Source organism: Cytobacillus solani (assembly GCF_001420595.1).
GTDB lineage: Bacteria > Bacillota > Bacilli > Bacillales > Cytobacillaceae > Cytobacillus > Cytobacillus solani.
In genome coordinates this window covers 1,157,120-1,178,765 of sequence record NZ_LJIX01000006.1, presented here as the reverse complement: position 1 = coordinate 1,178,765, position 21,646 = coordinate 1,157,120, and the positions used below count along the sequence as shown (strand labels likewise).

18 protein-coding genes and 1 pseudogene are annotated in these 21,646 nt (G+C 34.1%); 5 read left to right on the top strand and 14 right to left on the bottom strand.

Annotated elements, in window-relative coordinates; translation table 11 throughout:
- Positions 1–137: 137 nt before the first annotated feature.
- Complete coding sequence (locus AN957_RS07625; protein ID WP_056683300.1) at positions 138–683, top strand: hypothetical protein; 546 nt, start codon at positions 138–140, stop codon at positions 681–683.
- Between the two features lie 464 nt (positions 684–1,147).
- A complete protein-coding gene (locus tag AN957_RS07620) occupies positions 1,148–1,375 on the top strand; it encodes a hypothetical protein (protein ID WP_056683298.1) in 228 nt (75 codons plus the stop codon).
- 765 nt (positions 1,376–2,140) lie between these two features.
- On the opposite strand, the gene AN957_RS07615 is transcribed toward AN957_RS07620, so the two are convergent.
- From AN957_RS07615 to ltrA (AN957_RS07605), 3 genes are all read right to left on the bottom strand, one after another.
- Positions 2,141–3,286 (bottom strand): MFS transporter, encoded by a 1,146-nt coding sequence (locus tag AN957_RS07615; protein WP_056683296.1) that lies wholly within the window; start codon positions 3,284–3,286, stop codon positions 2,141–2,143.
- 63 nt (positions 3,287–3,349) lie between these two features.
- Entirely contained in the window at positions 3,350–3,946 is a 597-nt protein-coding gene (locus AN957_RS07610; RefSeq protein ID WP_053475017.1) for a TetR/AcrR family transcriptional regulator, read from the bottom strand.
- Positions 3,947–4,362: 416 nt separating this feature from the next.
- Positions 4,363–5,691: a group II intron reverse transcriptase/maturase gene (gene ltrA / locus AN957_RS07605; protein ID WP_056683293.1), complete on the bottom strand. Its 1,329-nt coding sequence runs from the start codon at positions 5,689–5,691 to the stop codon at positions 4,363–4,365.
- A gap of 612 nt (positions 5,692–6,303) precedes the next feature.
- Between ltrA (AN957_RS07605) and AN957_RS07595 the strand changes: the two genes are divergently transcribed.
- Positions 6,304–6,777, top strand: a complete 474-nt coding sequence (locus AN957_RS07595) for a hypothetical protein (protein WP_053475016.1) — start codon at positions 6,304–6,306, stop codon at positions 6,775–6,777.
- A 391-nt stretch (positions 6,778–7,168) separates the two neighbouring features.
- Here AN957_RS07595 and lepB read toward each other — a convergent pair whose 3' ends face one another.
- From lepB to AN957_RS07540, 10 genes and pseudogenes are all read right to left on the bottom strand, one after another.
- The gene (lepB, locus tag AN957_RS07590) at positions 7,169–7,954 is read right to left on the bottom strand and encodes a signal peptidase I (RefSeq protein WP_053475015.1); all 786 of its coding nucleotides are present in this window, start codon (positions 7,952–7,954) and stop codon (positions 7,169–7,171) included.
- Positions 7,941–8,483: a sigma-70 family RNA polymerase sigma factor gene (locus AN957_RS07585; protein ID WP_053475014.1), complete on the bottom strand. Its 543-nt coding sequence runs from the start codon at positions 8,481–8,483 to the stop codon at positions 7,941–7,943. The genes lepB and AN957_RS07585 overlap by 14 nt, the downstream gene beginning before the upstream one ends.
- 318 nt (positions 8,484–8,801) lie before the next feature.
- Positions 8,802–9,890 (bottom strand): DUF1835 domain-containing protein, encoded by a 1,089-nt coding sequence (locus AN957_RS07580; RefSeq protein WP_056683286.1) that lies wholly within the window; start codon positions 9,888–9,890, stop codon positions 8,802–8,804.
- 884 nt (positions 9,891–10,774) lie between these two features.
- Positions 10,775–12,631, bottom strand: a complete 1,857-nt coding sequence (locus AN957_RS07575; RefSeq protein ID WP_056683283.1) for an alpha/beta fold hydrolase — start codon at positions 12,629–12,631, stop codon at positions 10,775–10,777.
- 57 nt (positions 12,632–12,688) lie between these two features.
- Positions 12,689–13,255: a TetR/AcrR family transcriptional regulator gene (locus tag AN957_RS07570; protein WP_053475011.1), complete on the bottom strand. Its 567-nt coding sequence runs from the start codon at positions 13,253–13,255 to the stop codon at positions 12,689–12,691.
- Positions 13,256–13,611: 356 nt separating this feature from the next.
- Positions 13,612–14,940, bottom strand: coding sequence for a group II intron reverse transcriptase/maturase (gene ltrA, locus AN957_RS07565; protein WP_056683281.1), 1,329 nt, complete (start codon positions 14,938–14,940; stop codon positions 13,612–13,614).
- A gap of 586 nt (positions 14,941–15,526) precedes the next feature.
- The gene (locus AN957_RS07560; RefSeq protein ID WP_053475010.1) at positions 15,527–16,129 is read right to left on the bottom strand and encodes a nucleotidyltransferase domain-containing protein; all 603 of its coding nucleotides are present in this window, start codon (positions 16,127–16,129) and stop codon (positions 15,527–15,529) included.
- A 435-nt stretch (positions 16,130–16,564) separates the two neighbouring features.
- Complete coding sequence (locus AN957_RS07555) at positions 16,565–18,136, bottom strand: DNA cytosine methyltransferase (RefSeq protein WP_056683278.1); 1,572 nt, start codon at positions 18,134–18,136, stop codon at positions 16,565–16,567.
- A 552-nt stretch (positions 18,137–18,688) separates the two neighbouring features.
- A pseudogene (locus tag AN957_RS07545) lies at positions 18,689–19,138 on the bottom strand (Cthe_2314 family HEPN domain-containing protein); the annotation flags it as partial.
- 22 nt (positions 19,139–19,160) lie between these two features.
- Positions 19,161–19,433: a hypothetical protein gene (locus AN957_RS07540; protein WP_056683267.1), complete on the bottom strand. Its 273-nt coding sequence runs from the start codon at positions 19,431–19,433 to the stop codon at positions 19,161–19,163.
- 211 nt (positions 19,434–19,644) lie between these two features.
- Here AN957_RS07540 and AN957_RS07535 point away from each other — a divergent pair, with 211 nt between their 5' ends.
- Both AN957_RS07535 and AN957_RS07530 read left to right on the top strand, forming a co-directional pair.
- Positions 19,645–20,466 (top strand): ATP-dependent DNA ligase, encoded by an 822-nt coding sequence (locus tag AN957_RS07535; RefSeq protein WP_053475006.1) that lies wholly within the window; start codon positions 19,645–19,647, stop codon positions 20,464–20,466.
- Positions 20,467–20,612: 146 nt separating this feature from the next.
- Positions 20,613–21,008 carry a hypothetical protein gene (locus AN957_RS07530; protein ID WP_056683264.1) on the top strand — a complete coding sequence of 132 codons (396 nt, stop codon included), beginning with the start codon at positions 20,613–20,615 and terminating at the stop codon, positions 21,006–21,008.
- A 50-nt stretch (positions 21,009–21,058) separates the two neighbouring features.
- Here the strand turns inward: AN957_RS07530 and AN957_RS07525 are convergent, their stop codons facing one another.
- Positions 21,059–21,496 carry a hypothetical protein gene (locus AN957_RS07525; RefSeq protein WP_053475004.1) on the bottom strand — a complete coding sequence of 146 codons (438 nt, stop codon included), beginning with the start codon at positions 21,494–21,496 and terminating at the stop codon, positions 21,059–21,061.
- Between the last annotated feature and the right edge of the window lie 150 nt (positions 21,497–21,646).

The following is a 21,646-nucleotide window of genomic DNA, read 5'->3' as shown; positions in this document are numbered from 1 at the left end:
AAAGAGATTGTAAAGGAATACAATACAAGTAACGGTTAGTTTTGTTGAAAAAAATGATATTATACAGAATAGAGGCTATAATTGTTTATTCAAGTCTAATTTAGTATCGTAGATTTGTATTAATAGGAGGCAAGAGAATGGCTGTTAGATTTGTTTCCGAGGAATTTAAACAAGAGGTAATTGAGCTATTAAAATTTTTCGAAAAATACGGAATCGATTATGACTTCGAGTATCTATCTGACGATTATGATGATGAAGTCGAGAATGCAGATAATGAAGAAGATTTAATTATCGATGAAAATTATGTGTTACCTGCTTGGTTTCCCCATTCCTATTATGATGCGAATCATACAATCAGTGATTTACTTGAAGTAGTGTATGATGCTACGAAAGTCGTTGAATTTGATGAAAACAAATTAATTGGTAAAAAAGTAGCTTTATTTTGCATTGATAACCAAATACAAGAATTGATGCATAACTTTGATCTTGATATTCCTACTATTAAAGAGTCAATAGATGAACAGGAGTACTCAATAAATATTGTAAATGGCTTAACAAGTTATGGAATAAAATTAATAATTGATGATCTCTTTGACAAGCATTTACCTCCAGTGGACGATTATGATTTCTTTATAGAAATTTCTGCCGAGGATACGATAGATGTTAATCTAATTGAAAGCTAGTTGATGCTTATTTATTTGAGCTAAAATCAACATTAGATATTAGTATACAATTGTCTCCAAGGCTATCCTATCTTACTTTAGAGGACGAACCCGAGTTCAAAGTAGATACAACAAGGCTCAGACCATTGTTACGAGGTAAAGGCGTACATGAATTGTTAAAATTATATAATTCTTCCCTTTCTAGTACGAATTATGAAATATTAGTTCTTACTTATACCAAGGTGATAGAATACGTATCTCAAACAGTTTTACAGCAAGATCTTATTAATTCTGCCACCAAGAAATGATTTAGTTCTAGAGCATTAAATCCGGACGCAAACTATATACTAGAATTAGGTAAAATCTTCGAAAGTAACAGAAATAATCAAAAAGACTATTTTGCTATAAAACTAACTATTGAGACTTGTTGTGACCTAAATGAAATTGTCACAATAGCACCTCCATTCTTAAGATTTACAAAGAGATTGAGCCCAGAAAGTAAAAATGACGATAAAATAAAAGCTTTTGAAGAGGTTGCTAATGCTATAAGTAACACCCGAAACATGTTTGCTCATGCAAAAACTAATTATGAGAAAAAGGGCATGGAATGTCCAACCGAACAACTAGAAGCGTTTTCTAAATGCTTAGATATTCTTGCACAGCAAGTTATAAGGTGGTTTGCTAAAGAACATGAAGATAATAGGGTAATTTAACTTATACCTTCTTCAACAAACAGGCGCTATTGTTGCAGAAACCTTAGATTTATAAACGATTTTATAATTATATTATTTAGTATATTAAAGTGTTTTACTTCAAACATCAAAATTTAACTTAGCTAATAATATATCTGCTGTTATGAGTAACTTGTAAGTATAGTCTGAAGATAGTCGAGTAATGATATAACAAGCAACAAATACAAGGAATAATGAATCAGAATATTTTATAAATGATTGTATGATTTTTTGTGTGTATGGTATAATGACACTTGAAAGGGAACTTTATTAGCTTCCCTATTCAAGTTTTAGTATGGTTTATCGGTGTTGCCTTCTTCTAGTCCTAGTCCGACTCGGAGAAGGTTTTTTATTTTGTTGTTCTATTTGCTTTACTATATTTTTAACCCCGTCCTAATGTCTCCAGACAACTCAGTCGTGACTCAGACAACTTAGTCGTGACCTAAACAACTCAGTCATGACTTAAACAATTCAGTCGTGACCTAGTGTTTTTTAAAAATTATGTTGTACTCTTGAAAATCTAAAGGAATGTCTCAATTTTGAAGACATTCCTTTTTTCTAACTTATAATATTTAATTCCTTATTCAACAATCGCGCCCGATTGTGGAATATCATAAGTACATGTCTTGTTAAACTAAAGCACCTGTTAGTTGAATAGCAACTATCTTTTAGAAAACAGCCATAAACTAAAACAGTTATTTAAGTTTTTCAAACTAACCGGAAGAATGGTATCTATTAGTTCCTATGTTAAAAATCAGTATTTCTCTTACGCAAATATGGTATTAATGAAAGTAAACCTAAGGTGGCTAAACAAGCCCCCACCCACAAAGGAGATACAAACCCATAACCTTTGTTGATCACTATGCCACCAAACGACGAACCGATGACAATACCTAGCGTAATAAAAGAAGTATGGACAGTGTTTACCATAGTCCCACTTCCCGCTTCATTCATTACTCGTGTGACCATGGCCGGATTCATCGCTACACCAGTCATTCCAATAAGAACAATGGAAATGACAGCAATGTATTTATTTGCGGCACCCAATGCAAATAGAATTAACCCCGTGAGTAATAATATTAATCCAGTTACTAGTATTCTCATTGTAAAACGATCAGCAAATCTACCAATCAAAATGTTTCCGATTACTGTGGCACTGCCGTAAATGGCAAGTAAATACGGAATACTTGTATTCGAAAATCCCGTAACATTTGTAAAAATAGGAGTAAAATAACTAAACGCTGCAAACGTACCGCCAATGATCAACATACTCGTTAAATACGCTGCCCAGAGATGACGATTCTTAAAACTAGAAAATTCATCCTTCAGATTCACCAGATCTATTTTTGAGGATGATGATAACAACACTTGAATCATTATTCCTGATATTAATACAAGAATCGTAACGAACCAAAAACTAATCCGCCAACCGAAATTTTGAGAAATAATTGTTGTAACTGGTAACCCTAATACCGTAGCGATCATTAAGCCCGCAAGGACAATCGAAGCTGCTTTTCCTCTTGTGTTAGGATGAACTAAAGTTGCTGAAATAGAAATGGCAACTCCAAAAGCTGCAGATGAAGCAATGCCGGTTATAACACGCGCTAACATCATAATATTATAGCTCCAAGCAACTGCGCCTAGCGATTGGCCAATCAAAAAGACAACAATTAAAACCATTAGTGCTTGTTTTCGACGAATTTGAAGGAGTGTAGCAGTTAGAACAGGGCCTCCTACCACCATAGCTCCTGCATAAGCGGTAATTAAATACCCAATGGATGAGATCGAAACACTAAATTCATTAGCAAGTTCGTTCATCATACCCGCCACCATAAATTCAGATGTGGTCATAGAAAAAATTGTTAAAGCTAGTAAATATATTATAGATGGCAAAATTGACACTCCCTATTTATTATTGTAACAATCAGTACAAAAATTATCTAAAAAAAGAGCGCTTTAAGCGCCAAAAATAGATTCCATTGTTCCATTTATAACTTGTTCAGCCAATGTTCGATTTTGAATGGATGTAATAAGTACACGAAGTCCGTAGTAACTGCTTAAAAAAAGGCTTGCTAAATCAACAGCTGATTGTCTTTTTTTGATTTCACCGGTTCGTAAGCCTTCCTCCATTACTCTTTCCAAAGCTTGTAAAAGAAGTTCAACATGCTTTGATACAATTTCTTCAACCATTGGATCGTGATTAGCCCGTTCCAAACCGGCGTTAATAAGTAAACACCCTTTATGATCGGTATGTTTAAAATCTTCCTCCAATGCCCAAGCAAAAAAATTACTTAGCCGTTCTTTAACTGAGATTGGGTTTTCTAATATTTCCTTTTGGTCTCTAATCCCATTTTCATGGTAGCGTTCTAACACTTGTTTATAAAGCTCATGTTTACTTCCAAAAGTATTATATAAACTACCTTTACCAAGACCGGTATCACTGCATAAATTTTGCGTAGAACATCCCTCATATCCATTTATCCAAAATGTTTTCATCGCAACATCTACGATTGAGGAGTAATCGAAGTCTCGCGGTCTGCCACGTTTGCTCAATGATATCTTCCTTTCATTTCGAAGTTACTATTAAAAGAATACATTTTTTGTACCATTCGGTCAATAAAAAAGATATATTAAACCAACCTCCACTGTTGATTATCTAGTATCTACCAATAAAATTGGATGGAAAAGAGATATTCTTGTAGGTTTTGAATAAAGTTTGAGTAAAAGTATTGAACCATTCATTATTTAGTAACAAACAAAAAGAAGCCATTTAAAAAAATTGCAAAATGGCTTCTTAGTTTGTAATTTGGCATTCCGTCTTCATAAAAAAAGTTTGCACGTTTTTTAACGGTTCTTATTGAACTAGTCGAGTAGAAGGGAACCTCTCTACCTCTCGGTAGATTGTATTCCTCCCCCCTCACAGAACCGTGCTTGCGCAATTAACGCACACGGCTCCTCCTAATTATCATTCACATAATGTAGCTAGTTTCTTTTCTTAAGTCATATATGTTAACCTTAATTCTTGCATAAGGTAATGGGTATTTATTAAGAAAGAGTCTGAATTTATCCCAAGTAAATGATTTCCTTTGACTTCTTCTATTGAGCCATTTAAACAGTAAGTATCCGATTTTGTCTCTGAATTTATTTACACTTTGGGTATTATCCGTTATGCAATAATAATTGTAATAACCTACAAGAGAGCGTCTAAATCTATCAATAATTATATGAATATTTTTATTTCTATTAATCTTCAACCATTCTTTAGATTCTTTAAGTTTGCCTTGGACTTTCTTCCTGCTTGATTTCCGTTTCACTCGAAAGTTTCCTTGTTTACTTTTCCCACAATAGTGTGTAAAACCAAGGAAATCAAAGGTTGTAGGTTTACTATTTCCCTTTTGTTTTGCATCTTTCTCCGCAAACCTTCCAAAGGGAATAATTTTGGTTTTATCCTCAGCTATTTCTAAGTTAAATTTCTTTAATCTCATTTTTAATGATTGGAAGAATTGTTGAGCTTCACTTTTAGATTGAAAACAACAAACAAAATCATCTGCATATCTCACTATGAATGCTTGTCCTTTACACTGTTTTCTAACCCTTTTCTCGAACCAAAGGTCGAGGACATAGTGGAGATATACATTGGCTAATACTGGAGAAATCACTCCACCTTGCGGTGTGCCATTATCTGTCTTGTATTTCTTTCCTTCCTCCATATATCCACCTTTAAGAAACCTACCAATAATTCTAAGTAAGTTAGAGTCAGCGATTCTCAGTTTTAAGAACTCCATCATCCATGTGTGGTCAACGTTGTCAAAGAATCCTTTAATATCTACATCTACTACATAATTTACTGACCTCTTTTCAATATAGTGGTTCAGTATTTTCAAAGCATCGTGACAGTTACGATTTGGACGGAATCCAAATGAGCAGTCTAGAAAATCATTTTCATAGATGGTATTTAATATTTTCGTAATGCCTCTTTGTACAATCTTATCTTCATGTTCCGGTATTCCCAATGGTCTTTTCTTGTTTGAATTGAGCTTTGGAATATACATTCTCCTTACTGGAACAGGGCGATAACTTTTGCATTTAAGCCTATTAACTAAGTCTTCTATGTTTTCTTTTAGATTTTCATTGTATTGCTCTTTAGTTGTACCATTAACCCCAGTTGCCTTTTTGTTTGGTAACTCATGATGACATTGAATTAGTGATTGCTCATTTAATAAATGTGCAAGAGATGTAAATTTCATTTTAGGATCAGATTTTGCTAATTCTGCTATCCTTAGTAGTTTTGTTTCCATTTATTATACCTACCTCTGTGTGTAGTAAATGTGTCCCTAGTAAGGGTGATAACTGGTAGCTAGCCTTTCCTCCATCGGCATTACCCAACTTCATTGGTACTACGCTGCTATCCGACTCCCTACCAAGCGTTTGGCTTCCTAACTTATTATCGCTTGTACACCATACTTTTCTAAAAGAAGAGACCGGTAGGGTCTCCCGAGTTGCCGCATCATATCCATGTGTAACGTGCCAAGGTCTCTGACCCCAGAGAGGTTTCATTATTCTTGCCATTGCGAACAATGAAATATTGCTTTCTGCTGCAGGTAAAGCATCAGCCCTCTCGATTTACTAACTTTATGGGGCTCAATCCCTTCAACCATTTGGCTTTCGGCCCGTTACCTAACTGTCTACGCTTAAAGACTAAAGTTACCTTTAGCCCTCCAAGACTCGCTACGAGTGAATGGCTAGTTCTTGCTCGACGGGAATCCCACCCGCTATATGATACGACCTAGGCTCGGCCGCACACCTGCCCGTTAATAAAAAATATTCCATAGTTACATTGTAAAAATTTAGTGTTTAATTAAAATTTTACAAAGTATAATGAATATATTGGTAATTTTCGAGGTGAGGAAATGTTAAAGAGAAAAATAATATCGGCTTCTATATCAGGTACTTTGTTCGCAATTTTATTAGGATTTGTTATGCCAAATCCATTTAGAGAGCAAGTTGTTGCAGAACAAAATTATTTTTATTCGGCTACTAATATTATAAGTTTGTATTTAATGTATAGCTTACCTGTAATTCTTATTTATGGAGTATTGGCTTCCATCATAAGTGATAAGGTAGCAGAATTTATGTCAAAAAAGAGCGAAATAAAAAATATAGAAATAATTGTTTCTGGAGTGTTACACATTGTTTTCGGACTCGTACTACTACCTTATAGTTTAGGAGCTTCTGTCTTGTTTTTTGTTACAGATAGAATACTGCAAAAACAAAACAAAAACTTTTATTGGTTACAAGTAATAAAGAGTTTTGTAATTCCATTAACTGTTTGGATTATCTCTTTGAGTATTAGTTGGATTGAGCATTTTATTAACAATAGTTAAACATTAGAAGGGGAGCCTTCGTAGTAAAGGCTTCTCCTATTTTATATCTTATATCAACATTAAAGATTAACAGAGCCTTACTTTAAAAAGTTCCAAAAAACCTTTGCTTCATTAAATGGCCCTAAAATGAAAATAAGCGCTTCCTTGTTACAGGAAAGCGCCCTATATGGAATAAATAAATATAATCTCAATAATCAAAAATCAAATTATTACTTGTTTCACTAGAGCACTCTGTTAGTGAAACAAGTAATGCAATTCTTATAAAGAATGATCTTCTTATGATACGGTTCTCCGTTACTAGCCTAAGTGCAGTTTTTAACAACTACAATTTACTTGCCCCTTTTGTACAATAGGATCAACGTCCCTGTTAGTTTAATTGCTAATAAGGGGATTACTTCTTTTTCTGATAACCCATAACCTGACCATTAATATCACTTTGTTTAATTAATTTTACATTACCTCTTAGCCAATCATCAGTCATGACTAAAAATTCATCGTTCCCAACAGTTACTTCTATCTCTCTAAAAAAGCTTTCTTTTATTACATCAGCCTCATAGTCAGCACCATTTTGGTCTAATACCTTAGCATAGTCTTCGAATGTTTCATAACCCCTGACATGTGCTTTTCCGTAAAACGTATCTAAGATTTGATCGTTAATGTAAACTTGACCATCTTTTATTTCTATATTTTCTCCTGGTAAACCTATTACTCTAGACACAACGGTTCCCACCGATCCATCAAAAAATTTATCGTCATATATAATTACATCCCCCCTGGAAACAGGCTTGCCCTCATAGGCTAATGGGTCAATAACAATGGGATACGCTGAATAATCACGGTTCCCCCGTTCCATTCCATCATGCAAGTATTCAACAACAGTCATATTTTTTTCAAAGTCATCAACAAATGGAATATCTGGAGTAGTATTGGGATCGGTTATGGTATTTACTTCATTATATGATTCGGGATTTATGACAATAGAAAGGATAAATGTAACAGCAACAGTCGTACAAACTACAAAAAGAAAACTTAATCTTAGCTTGTTAAAGAGGTTATTCTTTCTGTTCCTTTTACCCCCTAATGTAGACACTTCATCTATTATTTTATTTTCTAAGGAAAACGTAAACCGAGGAGTTTCCCCAACATAATCATCTAATCTCTTTTTAATGTTGTTCACGTAGGATTACCTCCCATTCGATTCCTTCTAATTTACTTTTAAGAATAGACTTTGCCCTCGATAAACGTGTTTTCACTGTATTCTCGGAACAGTTAAGTATTTTACTAATTTCAAGGATTGTAAATTCTTGATAGTAATAAAGCAGAATAACTTCTCTGTACTTTATGGACATTTCTAAAATTTCCTTAATCAACATATCATTCTTGTCTTTATTAATTACTAATTGCTCTGGTGATTCCTTATTAGATATTGACTGTCCCAAAAGCAAATTAGAGTAGAGATAAATCTTATTCTTCCAACTTCGCAAATAATCATGGCACTTGTTTACGGTTATCTTAGCTAAGTATGTTCTTATCGAAGATCTATTTTCAAATTGGTCAGATTTTTGACAATAAGTGACAAATACTTCCTGTACTATATCTTCTGCTGTAGACCAGTTCTTAACATAATAAAAAGCTAAACGAATTAAATATTCACCATTTTCCTTCATTATCTTCTTAAATTGAATGGAATCTATCTCAATATCCATAACGAAATGAAATCCCCCTTCCAAATTCACCCTATTGACGGTACTTTTTTGAAAAAAGTTTCAATAAGTTTAGAAACAAAAAAAACCTAGTGTACCTTCGGATTCTAATTAGAACAAATATTGGTCAAACGTTGTTATTCAACTAAACTGCACCGAGTTTAAGTACATTTTTTTCACAAACACCATACTATCATTACCATAAGTATTCAATTTTTCTTGATATTCTTCCTCCATTAAATGGCCCGATTACTGAAAAAGGCACAATTCCTCTTCAAGAATTGCGCCCGATTATGGAAGATATGAATTGATCATTACTCCTCACCGTAGTTTAACACTATAGTGTCTCATTGATTTTGGTATTCCTTTTAGTTCAAGTAACCCACTATATATTAAATTCCGAATCCTATACTCTAAGAAGAAAGCATTAATCAATTCGTTTGTCCCCGATAGGATTTCTCCAATCACCATTCCAGCCTTGATAAAGTCCCTTTTTTCCTGCTTACGATGGAGCATTTTAATGGTATTTATGATCAGTGGATCAAAGTGATTTTCTTTAACGCCCTTTATTTCACCCTTCATCCATAGACGCAGGACTTCTTTTGTTTGTGCCAAGGAATTCCACTCTTCTTGAAGCTGCATCCGTTCCTGTTCAGATATAGGTGGGGCCTTTCTGCCCTTTTCAAATAGGAGTCTTAAATCTTTTGGTTCGATATGGCCTGTATGTGAAATCTTTTGACCTCTAACTTCAGGCATTATGTATCTTTCATAGAGTTCGGTGGAATTCATGAGAAAAACATCATTTGTTTTGTCGCGCAGAAAAAAGAGAAGAAACCGCAGACCAGTTTGTTCATCGGCATTATTTCCATACCAGATGTATATTGGAACCTGCCGGGGAATATCTTCTATCTCCCGCAATGTATTGGCAAATTTATTTTCATACTCAAAATCATCCTGTTCATAATTGATATGTTCATATAACCATTGATTTCGAAACGTTTGTCCTGCTTTTTCAACTAATTTCCACAATGGTCCAATTGAAAAGGAATCTGGAAAACCAATCACAACCTTGGGTCTCTCAAGTCCTACTCTTAAAGAACCTGCTGCAGATTCTGAGGAAACGATATGTACAGCCTCAACTTGATCACCTGCCTCAACCGAGCTGGATGAAAAAGGATGTCGGTATTTTTGAATGCATCTATTAACGACTTCTACCATTGTGTTCACATCGCTTTGTTTAATTGCATATCCTTTGCCTTCAAGCGGATTGCTCTCTTCATGATTAAACATCTCAAATTCATTTTCATGTTCTAATTCATATGTTTGCCATTCCCCATTTTCATTCAAGTCTGAAACGGTTACATAATTTTGTGTTTCTATTTTATAAACGAAAACTACATTGGGTTCCATAAAGAAATAAATAAATGGATAAATAACTTTAGTTTTTATTACGAACAGCTCCTTTTATCTAAAATTCACTATTTTTTACCATCATGGCCAACGACTTAATTAATAAGCGTCCTTTCTGCTCAGGAACGGCACCTTTTTATTAAACATATTAAACGCTAAAGCAATTAGATAAAGTGGGAATCCAACAATTAACATCCCTACAAAAAGGTAACATATACTTTTGAAAATAAACTTGCAGAAATCATAGATTGCCCCAGCTAAATAGCCATAAACCTTGCCAATACTCACCCTTTACCTGATTAGGATACGGTTAGTTAAGTACGAGTCTTTACAATCTCTTCTATATTTTAACATTAATATCGATTTTATTTTAAAGTGTAATTCGACAATCTGGCCCAATTCATTAATAAGGGCACATTTCTTGCTCAAGAAATGCGCCCGATTATGGAATATTGAAAAATATAAAAAAGCTGCAAATACAGCTTTCTAAATTTTTCCTTCATTTTGAAAAAAAGATGGATTAAAATGGATTTAATCTTTTTAACTAAATATAAGATTTTTTAAAACTAAAGTATCCCGTTAGCCATCCATGTCGCGTACAATCAACACTACACCACAGAAAATGAAAGATTATTACTTTCTTTCATGGGAGTTTAAGTATATTTCTTCACAAGGTGATTACTTGCCATGCGTAAGGAGCAATACTTTTGTTCAATTCTCATTTACTACCTCAGGATACTGATATGTACGCTGTATTTGATTAGCTGTTAGATTCTTAAGTAAATATATCCAGCGTTCATGTAGACAATCTTTTTTTTCAAACAGTACGACTTTATTTCAAAGACACAACAATCTTATACACGCTTTTTATTTATCCCACACTCTCATCTGCTAGTACTACTATTTTTTATTACCAAATTAGCCGTTTCACTCGGATGGTTAAGAGGAAAATGATGACCATATGGAACAAAATCAACCTTACCAAGATGCGAAGGAGCAGAATAGCCTCTGTCATAATCCCCCCAAATAATGCGAAGATTATACTTTGTTACTTCATTGAAATCACCTTGAACGTTTTTCAATAGTAAATTGTTAAGCTGAACCGTAGTATTTAAAATTCTAGGAGAAGTAAAACTGTTACTTATTTTTTCAATATAATGTTTAGGGATACTCTCCGTACTTTCAAATAAACCATTACTTAATAAATAACGCTCTATCAAATTAGTAGTTGCCAATTTCAATGTCCATTTGTTCATAAATTGAGGAACATTTATCGATTTAGCATTTTTTTTAGCAACAGGTGGCTGAAGTAAAGTAATTGTATACTTCTTATCTATGTACTTTTGTACTAATGCTACCAAAAGAATATATGCGCCAAATGAATGGCCAATTAGATGGGCACCATTAGTAGCTTTCTCCAATAAATTTTTCAATACATTCAAATAGATATTTAATAGATTTTTCTCTCGTTTAAAAGGAGAACGTCCCAAACCTGGAAGGTCCATGATCCATACAGGTCGACCCGTTTTTTCATGAAGCTCTTTCCCTAAAGGAAATAAATCCTCTCCATCACTTAATAAACCATGTAATAAAATAAACGGTTTACCCTCTCCTTGTGATTGGTAAATGGTAATATTATTACATAATGTTCGTTCAAATAAATGACTGTGCTGGCCATTTTGATACATCATGCGATAATCCAGATCAGCTATTACGGCTGGGAAAAATTTCATTACATTTGTCTCCTTAAACCAATCTTCTCCCATAATCTTTTTCGCTGAACCATTTGAAAATGTTCGATTTGTAATAAAGTTCAGCCCATCAGCAGGAATTTGGGTTATTTTGCTTACGCCACTATTCATAAGTGCTTTCATAAATGGCAATGGGGCAGAAATTTTAGGTGCAGTCATATTCATACTTTCTGACATAGCATCTAATAATTCTGAAATATTTTGATCATGTTGTTTATCTTCAACAAGTGTATATGTTTGTATAGTTGGTTGCTCCAATCTGAAAACCTGCACAATAAACTTTGCTAGTTCATCGTTTGCAATAAGTGGTAATCTATATTTCTTACCTCCAGGGATCACTGGCAAGAGCCCTTTTCGCATACTCATCACAAGCAAGCCTAAGCCTCCTGTTTGCTCCGTACTCCCTGTTTTACTACTACCAACTACAGTTGGTGGATTAATTACTGAAAGCGGATAACCTACTGTTGATGCCTGCTGACGGATATAAAGATCTGCTAAAAACTTTGTTCTCTCATATGGATTTTTTATTTTCAAAAAATTGTTTCCTTCTTTAAACACATCTATCGCAACCTTGCTATTTTTATCATCAAAGGGACTCATATAGCCTACAACATGAATAAATTGTTGCAATCCCTTCAATTGATGAATATTTTTAGCGAGTTCACTAATATGTTGGGCACCATTCAAAAATACGGAAGCTGCCTCTTTGCTTGTCGCTTGAATATCCATGGGGCCTCCTGCGTGAATAATTACATCCGTTTTCAATACCAACTCCTTATCTTCAGCACTTAGACCTAAGTCTATTTTTGTCAAATCACCTTCAATAAAGTGCATAACTGCCTCTTTTAAGATGCCTCTTTCTTGATAAATGCGTGTTGCTTTACTTTTCGATCTCACTAATAGAAGAATTGTAACATGCTCTTTGGCTAATTCCTTCACTAATTGCTTTCCAATAAAACCTGTTCCACCAGTTAAAAATACTGTTCTCATAAAAATCCTCCTTGTAGTACTATTCAGTACTAATTTGATGTAAAAAAAATGCTTCTTTTATCGAAGCAAGTTAAAAAAATGATCTGCTGTTTTCATAATTACAGTTGCATCCTCCAGTGTTTCTGAAATAAATAGCGCTCCTTCAAGATTTGTAATAAAAAGAGATGCAACCTCGTCAATATTAATTGTCTTTCTAAATTCACCATTCTCTACCCCTTGTTTAAGTAATAGAGAAACTTTCGTTTGTAATCCTTTAAAAAAAAGACCTATTTTTTCTTTTACTTTTGTGGCATTTGTAGGACTTTGAATATAAAGCGTAATGAACGGACAGCTCCCCTTATATTCTCTCGTCTGAACTCCTTGTGATAATTGCTTTAAAAACAGTTGGATACGATCTTCAACTAATAATTGGTTTTGAGATAGTAAGCCATCAATTGCAGATTGATACATTTCAATCCAATAATCAACGACCCCTTCCAACAATTCTTCCTTATTAGAGAAGTGATAATACACATTAGACTTTGAAACTTTGCTTACACGAACTAATTCATCCATGCTTGTATAAGCAAACCCTTTTTCTAAAAATAATGATGCAGCTACTTCAATCACACGTTTTTGATTCATTAATTTTATCCTTGTCATAATTAGTACTGTACAGTACTACAATAGGTGTTGTCAATTATTTTTGTTAGTTTAATAAAAAATTGATCAAAAAAGCTATACTTTAATTGATTTTACTGCTAAAAATTAATTTCATTTTGAACAAAGTTGAACTGAACCCCGAAATTGTTTTGGATAGCTTGCAATTTTTCACTTTAATCTGCACCCCAAATGTTAGACACGACTCTAACATTTGGGGTGCAGATCAATTACAGAAGTCGAGTAGAATGGAGCCTTTTTACCTTACGGTAAATTGTGCTCCAGACCCTCACAGAACCGTGCTTGCACTATTAATGCACACGGCTCCTCCTAGTCATCATTCACAGAATGTAGCTAATCTTTTTTCTTAAATTGTATATATTCACTTTAATTTTTGGTGAAGGTAGTGGATATTTATCAAGAAATAGTCTGAATTTGTCCCATGTAAAGGATTTCCTTTGACTTCTTCTATTGAGCCATTTAAACAGTAATTCCTCAATTTTGCACTTGAAGTTGCTGACATTTAGGCTATTATCAGTGATGCAATAATAGTTGTAATAACCAATAAGCGAGCGTCGAAATCTATCCATGATTATATGGATATTCTTATTTCTATTCTTCTTCAGCCATTCTTTAGATTCTTTTAATTTATTTTGGACTTTCTTTCTACTCGATTTCCGTTTCACACGAAATTTCCCTTGTTTACTTTCCCCACAATAGTGTGTAAAACCTAAGAAATCAAAGGTTGCTGGTTTACTATTCCCCTTTTGTTTTGCATATTTCTCCGCAAACCGTCCAAAGGGAATAATTTTGGTTTTATCCTCAGCAATTTCCAAATTAAATTTCTTTAATCTAAGTTTTAATGATTGGAAGAACTCCTGAGCATCGCTCTGATATTGAAAACAGCACACAAAATCATCTGCATACCTTACTATATATGCCTGTCCGTTGCATTGTTTCTTGACCTTTTTCTCAAACCATAGGTCGAGAATATAATGGAGATACACATTGGCTAATATCGGAGATATGACACCACCTTGCGGTGTGCCATTGTCTGTTTTGTATTTCTTTCCTTCCTCCATATATCCACCTTTAAGAAACCTGCCAATTATTCTTAGTAAGTTAGGGTCTGCAATTCGCAGTTTTAAGAACTCCATCATCCATTTGTGGTCAACGTTGTCAAAGAATCCTTTAATATCAACATCTACTACATAATTTACTGATCTCTTTTCAATATAGAAGTTCAGTATTTTCAAAGCATCATGGCAACAACGGTTTGGACGAAACCCAAAGGAACAGTCTAGAAAATCATTTTCGTAGATGGTGTTTAGTATCTTGGTAATGCCTTTTTGAACAATCTTGTCTTCGTGTTCCGGTATTCCTAATGGTCTTTTCTTGTTTGAATTGAGCTTTGGAATATACATTCTCCTGACTGGAACAGGACGATAACTTTTGCTTTTAAGTCTACTTACTAACACCTCTATATTTTCTTCTAAATTTTCACCGTACTGCTCCTTAGTTGTACCGTTAATCCCTGTTGCTTTCCTATTGGGTAGTTCATGATGACATTGAGCTAGTGCTTGCTTGTTTAATAGATGTGCAAGAGATGTAAACTTTATTTTAGGATCAGACTTTGCTAATTCTGCTATCCTTAGTAGTTTTGTTTCCATTTAAAATACCTACCTCTGTGTGTAGTAAATGTGTCTCTAGTAAGGGTGATAATTAGGTAGCAGCCTTTCCTCCATCGGCATTACCCAACTTCATTGGTACTACGCTGCTATCCGACTCCCTACAACGGCATTTGGTTTCCTTGCTTTTTATCGCTTGTACACCATACTCTTCTAAAAAAAAAGAAAAGACCGGTAGGGTCTCCTGAGTTGCCGTATCATATCAATGTATGACGTGCCAAGGTCTATGACTCCAGAGAGGTTTTATCATTCTTGCCATTAACGAAAGATAAAATGTAGCTTTCTGCAGCGCTTAAAGCATCAGCCCTCTCGAACTACAATCATTATGGAGCTCAATCCCTTCAACCATTAGGCTTTCGGCCCGCCACCTCACTGTCTACGCTTAAAAACTAAAGTTACCTTTAGTCCTCCAAGACTCGTTACGAGCGAATGGCTAGTTCTTACTCGACGGGAATCCCACCCGTTATATGATACGACCTTGCTCAGCCGCACAAGCGCCCGATTGTTGAGCAAGATCCCTAAGTTTTTGGAATTAATGATAACTTATGTTTTAAATCATTTTTCACTCTTAGATATAGTCAAGCCACGAATGACCAGTCGGAAATTGTCTTTTCAAAGTCATTTTTAACCAATCCCTTTGTTCAGGCAGTAAATATGGAAGCATAATTTGTAAATCTTTAAAATCTTTTTCTCTAACCTTTGAGCTACCACCTTTATAAAGGAGTTGAATCTCGGGTCTCAGGTAAGGTATCTCATCATCTGTTCTTAAAAATATATCCTCTAATCTTCTTCGAATAGATTTTTCTCTCCTGTAAATCCAGGATTGTTGCTCTGTCTCTACTAACATAATTTGAAAAGCCCAGGGAGAACTACTGCTTTTTGTAACCCAGATATCATTTGTGGTTTTTAAAAACTCACCTTCTTGCCAAGGAACAAGTTTCCCATTCTCTGCTTTGTATAACATCCAATCATCTGACAAATGATTATAGGCAGTCAATTGTTCCTCTCGAAGTATTATTACATCAATATCATCATGTGCCCTTGACTGTTTGCCTAAATGTAAATCTAAAGCCCATCCCCCTGCAATACCCCATTTAATCGGAATAATAGAAAAGAGCTTATTAATTTCTGTTATGGTGATTGATTCCCAATTATCTATATCAGTCCGCAAATAAATATCCTCCCGTAGCGTTGAAATATAATTTGAATAAAAGTATCCTGTAAACTTTGATTTTCGTTATAAAACCCACCGTTTTAAATTTAACGTTGGGATTCTATTGATTAGCGACCTTCATTATTGAAGAATCACCATCCGTTATATCTCTTCCAAAGTTTCCAAATTTCAAACTTATGATTTATTAATTTAATGGCAACCTTGTAGTTTTCGTAGCTATTAAGTCACACTTAGTTGTCTGTAAAAGTACAAGGGAACAAATAATGGGTCATATTTGAGTTGTATAATATTAATTTTTTTCCAGGAATTATCAATGTTTCAAAAGACTTTAGATCACGACTGAGTTGTCTGAGAACACCTAAATTTAGAACGGGGTTTTGCTTATTTGGCTTTTTTAATTAAACTTTATTATCATTTTATAGTAACGAGAGCCTAAACTAACTCTAATTTATCTGAATGCATCCTAATGTTATATCGCATGATAGCATGTTTAACTACTCGCGCAACAGCTCTTGCTAATTTTACAGGAACCGCATTACAAACTTGCTGTTGCATTGAGGACAAACTTCCTTTGAATATAAAATCATCCTTCAGGCCAAACAATCTAGCGCACTCTCGAACGGATAATATTCTATTTTCGGTTGGATGTGTAAGATTGCTTTTACGCGGATTCGCTATCGTTATTGATGGATGGTCCCATGCTAAACGCCTGTAAACAGAGCTATGAGTCTTACCAGTGAACATACTAGTTGTTTTAAATTCATCAGGAAAATCACGCCAATTTCCACCTTCCAGAACCGTTTGCATACGTTCTATAGTTGATGGTTTTGGCTTTGTAAAATCCATTTGATTAGGAACATCTTCATGAAGCCCTTCTAATGTTTTTCTAACTGTTACATAATGATCAGGAGAATGAGTAGGTTTAGGTAAATCTATTTTTCCGATTTTCGAACCTATAATAAAAGCTCGTTTTCGTTCCTGGGCTTCACCAAAGTCTGTCGCAGTTAAAACTCCTGAAGTAATTTCAAAATCACTTAATTCATCGTAAATTTCTTGTTTGAACTTTCCATCACCAGCCGATAAAAGTTTGGGAACATTTTCTAAGACAAAGACCTGACAATTAGAATTAGCTTTTATCGATTCAATAAATTCTTTCACCAGTAAATTATTAGGATTATCTAAGAAATTAGAATGTCTATTAGCAGGAGAAAATCCCTGGCAAGGTGATCCCCCAATCATGATTGGTGAACCAATCTGATTAAGACGCTCTTTATCAAACTTAGTTATGTCTCTTTGTTCCACATGGTTGCCGTGATTTGCTCGATATGTAGCAACTGCATCTTCGTCCAATTCAAGAGCAAATGAAATGTCAAACCCTTCTTCGACAAAGCCCTTATCCATAATACCTGCCCCACTGAACAAACTAATTACCTGAAGGGGGATTTTTATGTTTTTTAATCCCTTTTCAATCGTTTGAATCGATTGAGAAGAATATGAATGAGTATCCCCAATTACATCAAATATCGACAGCTGTACAAATTGCTGGGCATGGCCAACAGCTTTAGCTAATTCATCGGATTCTAACCTAAATTCAAATTTTTTCCGGACATCTAAAAGAGAAGTAATATCCAGGACGTTTGATTTTTTTGAAAATACACTAGCAATTTTCTTTGACACTTTAGCAAGAGCTGAAGAGGACTTTTCTTCATATCCAGAAACAATAATTTGATCTTCTTGGATCTCAACTTGTAAATAATCAGCTTCTCTAAATATGCTTATAGCTTCTTTGTTGCGAATATCAATAACTGGTTTAACACCCGACTTTGTTGCACGCTTTGAAACGGTATTTACGCTTGATTCTGATGGAATAATAACCATCTTTTTGTTTTTAGTATCTATGACATATTTAAAATTGGTTCCTGGTTGAAATGCTGTTTGCTTCAGTTCATTATCTTGTAAATAAAGACCTCTTTTAGAGTTTTTAGCTTTTCGGGATTTAATCATTTTGGTTTCGCCCCTTTATTTTTGGTTTGGTGCAAGCGCAACTGATTTCCCAGAGGGGATAATTTTTCCCTTTGGATGCGTAGCTTTTACCGCCGAAAGCAGAGCGAAGCAAGGGTTAACAGCGCAAAAATTTTTTCTGCCTTTAGGCGTGATTAGAAAAAGTTTTTCGCCCCTTGCTGTAGCTGTGCTACGGATGCACGGGAAGGAATTGGGAAGAGTTCGAGGCTCGCCCAATTCAAGGCCGATGCAGCCGTTTAGGTGGTAAAGTGCGTAGCGCCAAAGGAAAAATGACCAAAATAAAAAGCAGACGTTTGTCTGCTTTCCTTTTTTTCAGTTCTTATGTAGTTGATCTCTCTTTTTTTGCACTCGTTCAGTGCGGCCGGATGGCAAAACGAACAGGAACCAACGGATTGTAGGCGATAGCCGTACAACCCGTGGTTATCGATCGTTTTAGTGCTGAAGCGACCGTTAGAGACCGTTAAAGGGTTTGCAGCGCGCTGCAGGGACTTTTATGGTTTCTTATGGCAGTGCCTAGAAACAACTTAGAATTTTTCATACTATTTTGGATCTAATGTTATCAATAATTTCAGCCATTAAATCAACAGTTTCTTCTATGTTAGTAATGAATTCAGTGGTAGTAGTATATTCACCAAGACCTACAGAAATGATGATTTCATCTCCCTCATGACTCTCACTTATACCTGAATCTATAAAATTTGGACGATAATTATGTGTTAAATCATTTCTAAATCGTTCAGCTTTTTTATAAGCTTCATCTTGCCAACATTTTTTTAATGCTTTAAACAGTATATTATCTTTAGCTTGCAACTCCTTCATAACCCTTTGCCTAAATCCCGGATCCGGTTTAATTCCAAAATTATATTTAATATTGATTAAATGACAAATAGTATCTATTAAAGTAGCAAATCTTTTATAATAGCCCTCCAAGTAAAAATCAAACCAATATTTATACGCATCATGTTTATCCTCCATACGAGGGAAAAACTTATATTTACCTTCATCCTCAAATTACCCATTCTGTATCGGGAATTCCCTTATCGTAATAATATCTTAACAAGACATAATTATTAATCAGATCAAATGCTTTATTATTATGTTCATTAATCCAAAAACTTAAATTCGAAGCAATAATTCCCTCTCTAGTATTAATCAAATAAGTTCTATTACCTGCTTCTTCAAACAATTTAAATCTAACAAAAGCTTCCTTTTTCATATCATATAACGTATTCCAAACTTCAGCTGTTGGATATTCTGCATAATCAATATAATGTTCCATAAGTCTCCCTCCGTCTAAATATTTCCATATACAAATGATTATAATGGTACAAGAAGAAAAAAACGCGGTAATTATGCAAAATAAACCAAAGCATTAATTTAACGAATTGTTAACCTAATCAAATTGCTATAGAGAAATATTCCACAAATGACAATTAGTCACCAATGAATTCATAAGGGTGGCATCGTATACTTAAATAGAGGTGTTATACATGTTTTTTTCACCAATGCTATTACAAAAAGAAGATACACCCTTTGATGATGATTCTTATATAACCGAATTAAAACTAGATGGGATTAGATTAGAGCTTTCAAAGTTTGATGAAAAAGTAAAATTATATACACGTCACAATAACGATGTAACTACTAAGTTTCCGGAGTTACTGAAAGTTGATATACCTTCTGGAACTGTATTAGACGGTGAAATTATAGTTACAGATCCAGAAGGAAAACCAGACTTTGAAGCAATGATGAGTAGATTCATGTCAAAACGGAACATTTTAGAAGAGAACACTTTAAGTTACGTGGTTTTCGACGTAATTCAATATAAAGGAAAGGCAGTAAGTCGACTCCCATTAACGGAGAGAAAGCAACTGCTTAATGAAATTATCCCCCAGGATACAAGCTTAATTAGTAAAGTAAAATATATCGAAGGTAACAGCACTGCATACTTTGATCTAGTCAAGCAGCTGGGATTAGAAGGTATAGTAATGAAAAGAAAAGACTCACGATATGAGGTAGGTAAACGTAGTCATTCTTGGCTTAAAGTGATCAATTATCAATATGAAGATGTGCTGATTACAGGAATTAGAAAAGGCGAATTTGGGCTACTGCTAAGTTTTCCAGATAACAAACCAGCTGGATTAATGGAGTTTATGCCTACTAAGGAGCGTAAAAAACTTTACCAAAGTCACCAGGTTGTTTCAGAGAATGATAAATATATTTGTATTGATCCAATAAAGGTAAACGTAAAATATAGGAACTTAACTAAAAGGGGCTTCCTTCGGATACCGTCTTTTGTAAAATGGATCTAAGATAAGTTTTTTAGTTTCTTTCAAAATTGAGCTAGTTCTAATGAAGAGGAAATGCACAACTTTTATAGAATATCTAAAAATAAACAAAACTGAATAACTTTTGTTTCAATGTATTATCATATTATTTTAAAAAGGAGAATGATTAAATGAAAAGAATTCTACTTTATAGTTTTATTATTCTTACTTTCCTAGCACTATTTGGCTGTAATAATAGCTCAAATGTCGAAAAGATATCAATTCAACATTTAAACTCAGATGGAACTATTGAAAATTCATTTGAAATTGACAACAAGGAAAAAATCACAAACATCCTTAAAATATTAGATAATATTAAATGGGAAAAAAATACAAAAGTTGAAATGTCGAGAAAAGAAGACATAATAATTACTCTTTACTATAAAAAAGAAAAAGAAGTTGAAATTAAACACGAATTACGAGTTTGGTTTTCAGGTAAGGCAGAAATAAAAAGTTCTGAAGAAGGCTACGGGAAACTAAGTGAAATCGATGCAAAAAAGCTTAAAGAATTAGTTTCAAATAACTAGTAATATTGATACCACAAAAAAAGGACACAAAAAGTGTCCTTTTTTAATTATCAGTCAAAAAATTGAATTGTTACATCATCCTCAACGGAACCATATCCAATATGAGCAAATATTTCGGCCTTTCCATCAGAACCATCAGTAAAACCAGAAACGTCCCATGTAATCTCATAATCTCCATAACCATACTTAGCATAAGGTACTACTGGATCGTATCCATCATCATCCTTTTCGTATAACCAAACTCTATAAACATTATCAGGAGAAGCGTTTGATATTCTAATTTTTATGTTACCTCCTCCAGAACTAACAGTTTGCGTTGTTGCAAAACCATTAGTAGGAATACGTATTGATTGTGCGTATCCAATAGAATCCCACTCTCCTGGTCCACGTTCTGGTCCTTCTTCTGCAAAAACTGATGATGGGATTAAAAGTGTAGTAACTATACCTGCAAGTAACATCTTAAACTTTTTACTAATAGATTGAGTCATTGCTTTCATCCTCCCGTTTACATATTTTTATATTTATACCATAATTGTAACAAATTTTTACAAATATTTGCAATATTTAGTTGAATTTTCCAAAAATAAAATGGTAGAATAAACCTGTAAGTATTAAGAAAAAGGGAGAGGGTGTGTTTT

Bases quoted from the DNA above. Each gene is read 5' to 3' on its own strand.
- AN957_RS07595 (WP_053475016.1), top strand. From the start codon at position 6,304: ATGTTAAAGAGAAAAATAATATCGGCTTCTATATCAGGTACTTTGTTC.
- ltrA (WP_056683281.1), bottom strand. From the start codon at position 14,940: ATGGAAACAAAACTACTAAGGATAGCAGAATTAGCAAAGTCTGATCCT.
- AN957_RS07580 (WP_056683286.1), bottom strand. From the start codon at position 9,890: ATGGAACCCAATGTAGTTTTCGTTTATAAAATAGAAACACAAAATTAT.
- AN957_RS07625 (WP_056683300.1), top strand. From the start codon at position 138: ATGGCTGTTAGATTTGTTTCCGAGGAATTTAAACAAGAGGTAATTGAG.
- ltrA (WP_056683293.1), bottom strand. From the start codon at position 5,691: ATGGAAACAAAACTACTAAGGATAGCAGAATTAGCAAAATCTGATCCT.
- AN957_RS07535 (WP_053475006.1), top strand. From the start codon at position 19,645: ATGTTTTTTTCACCAATGCTATTACAAAAAGAAGATACACCCTTTGAT.
- AN957_RS07575 (WP_056683283.1), bottom strand. From the start codon at position 12,631: ATGAGAACAGTATTTTTAACTGGTGGAACAGGTTTTATTGGAAAGCAA.
- AN957_RS07530 (WP_056683264.1), top strand. From the start codon at position 20,613: ATGAAAAGAATTCTACTTTATAGTTTTATTATTCTTACTTTCCTAGCA.
- AN957_RS07570 (WP_053475011.1), bottom strand. From the start codon at position 13,255: ATGAATCAAAAACGTGTGATTGAAGTAGCTGCATCATTATTTTTAGAA.
- AN957_RS07540 (WP_056683267.1), bottom strand. From the start codon at position 19,433: ATGGAACATTATATTGATTATGCAGAATATCCAACAGCTGAAGTTTGG.
- AN957_RS07585 (WP_053475014.1), bottom strand. From the start codon at position 8,483: ATGGATATTGAGATAGATTCCATTCAATTTAAGAAGATAATGAAGGAA.
- AN957_RS07555 (WP_056683278.1), bottom strand. From the start codon at position 18,136: ATGATTAAATCCCGAAAAGCTAAAAACTCTAAAAGAGGTCTTTATTTA.
- AN957_RS07525 (WP_053475004.1), bottom strand. From the start codon at position 21,496: ATGACTCAATCTATTAGTAAAAAGTTTAAGATGTTACTTGCAGGTATA.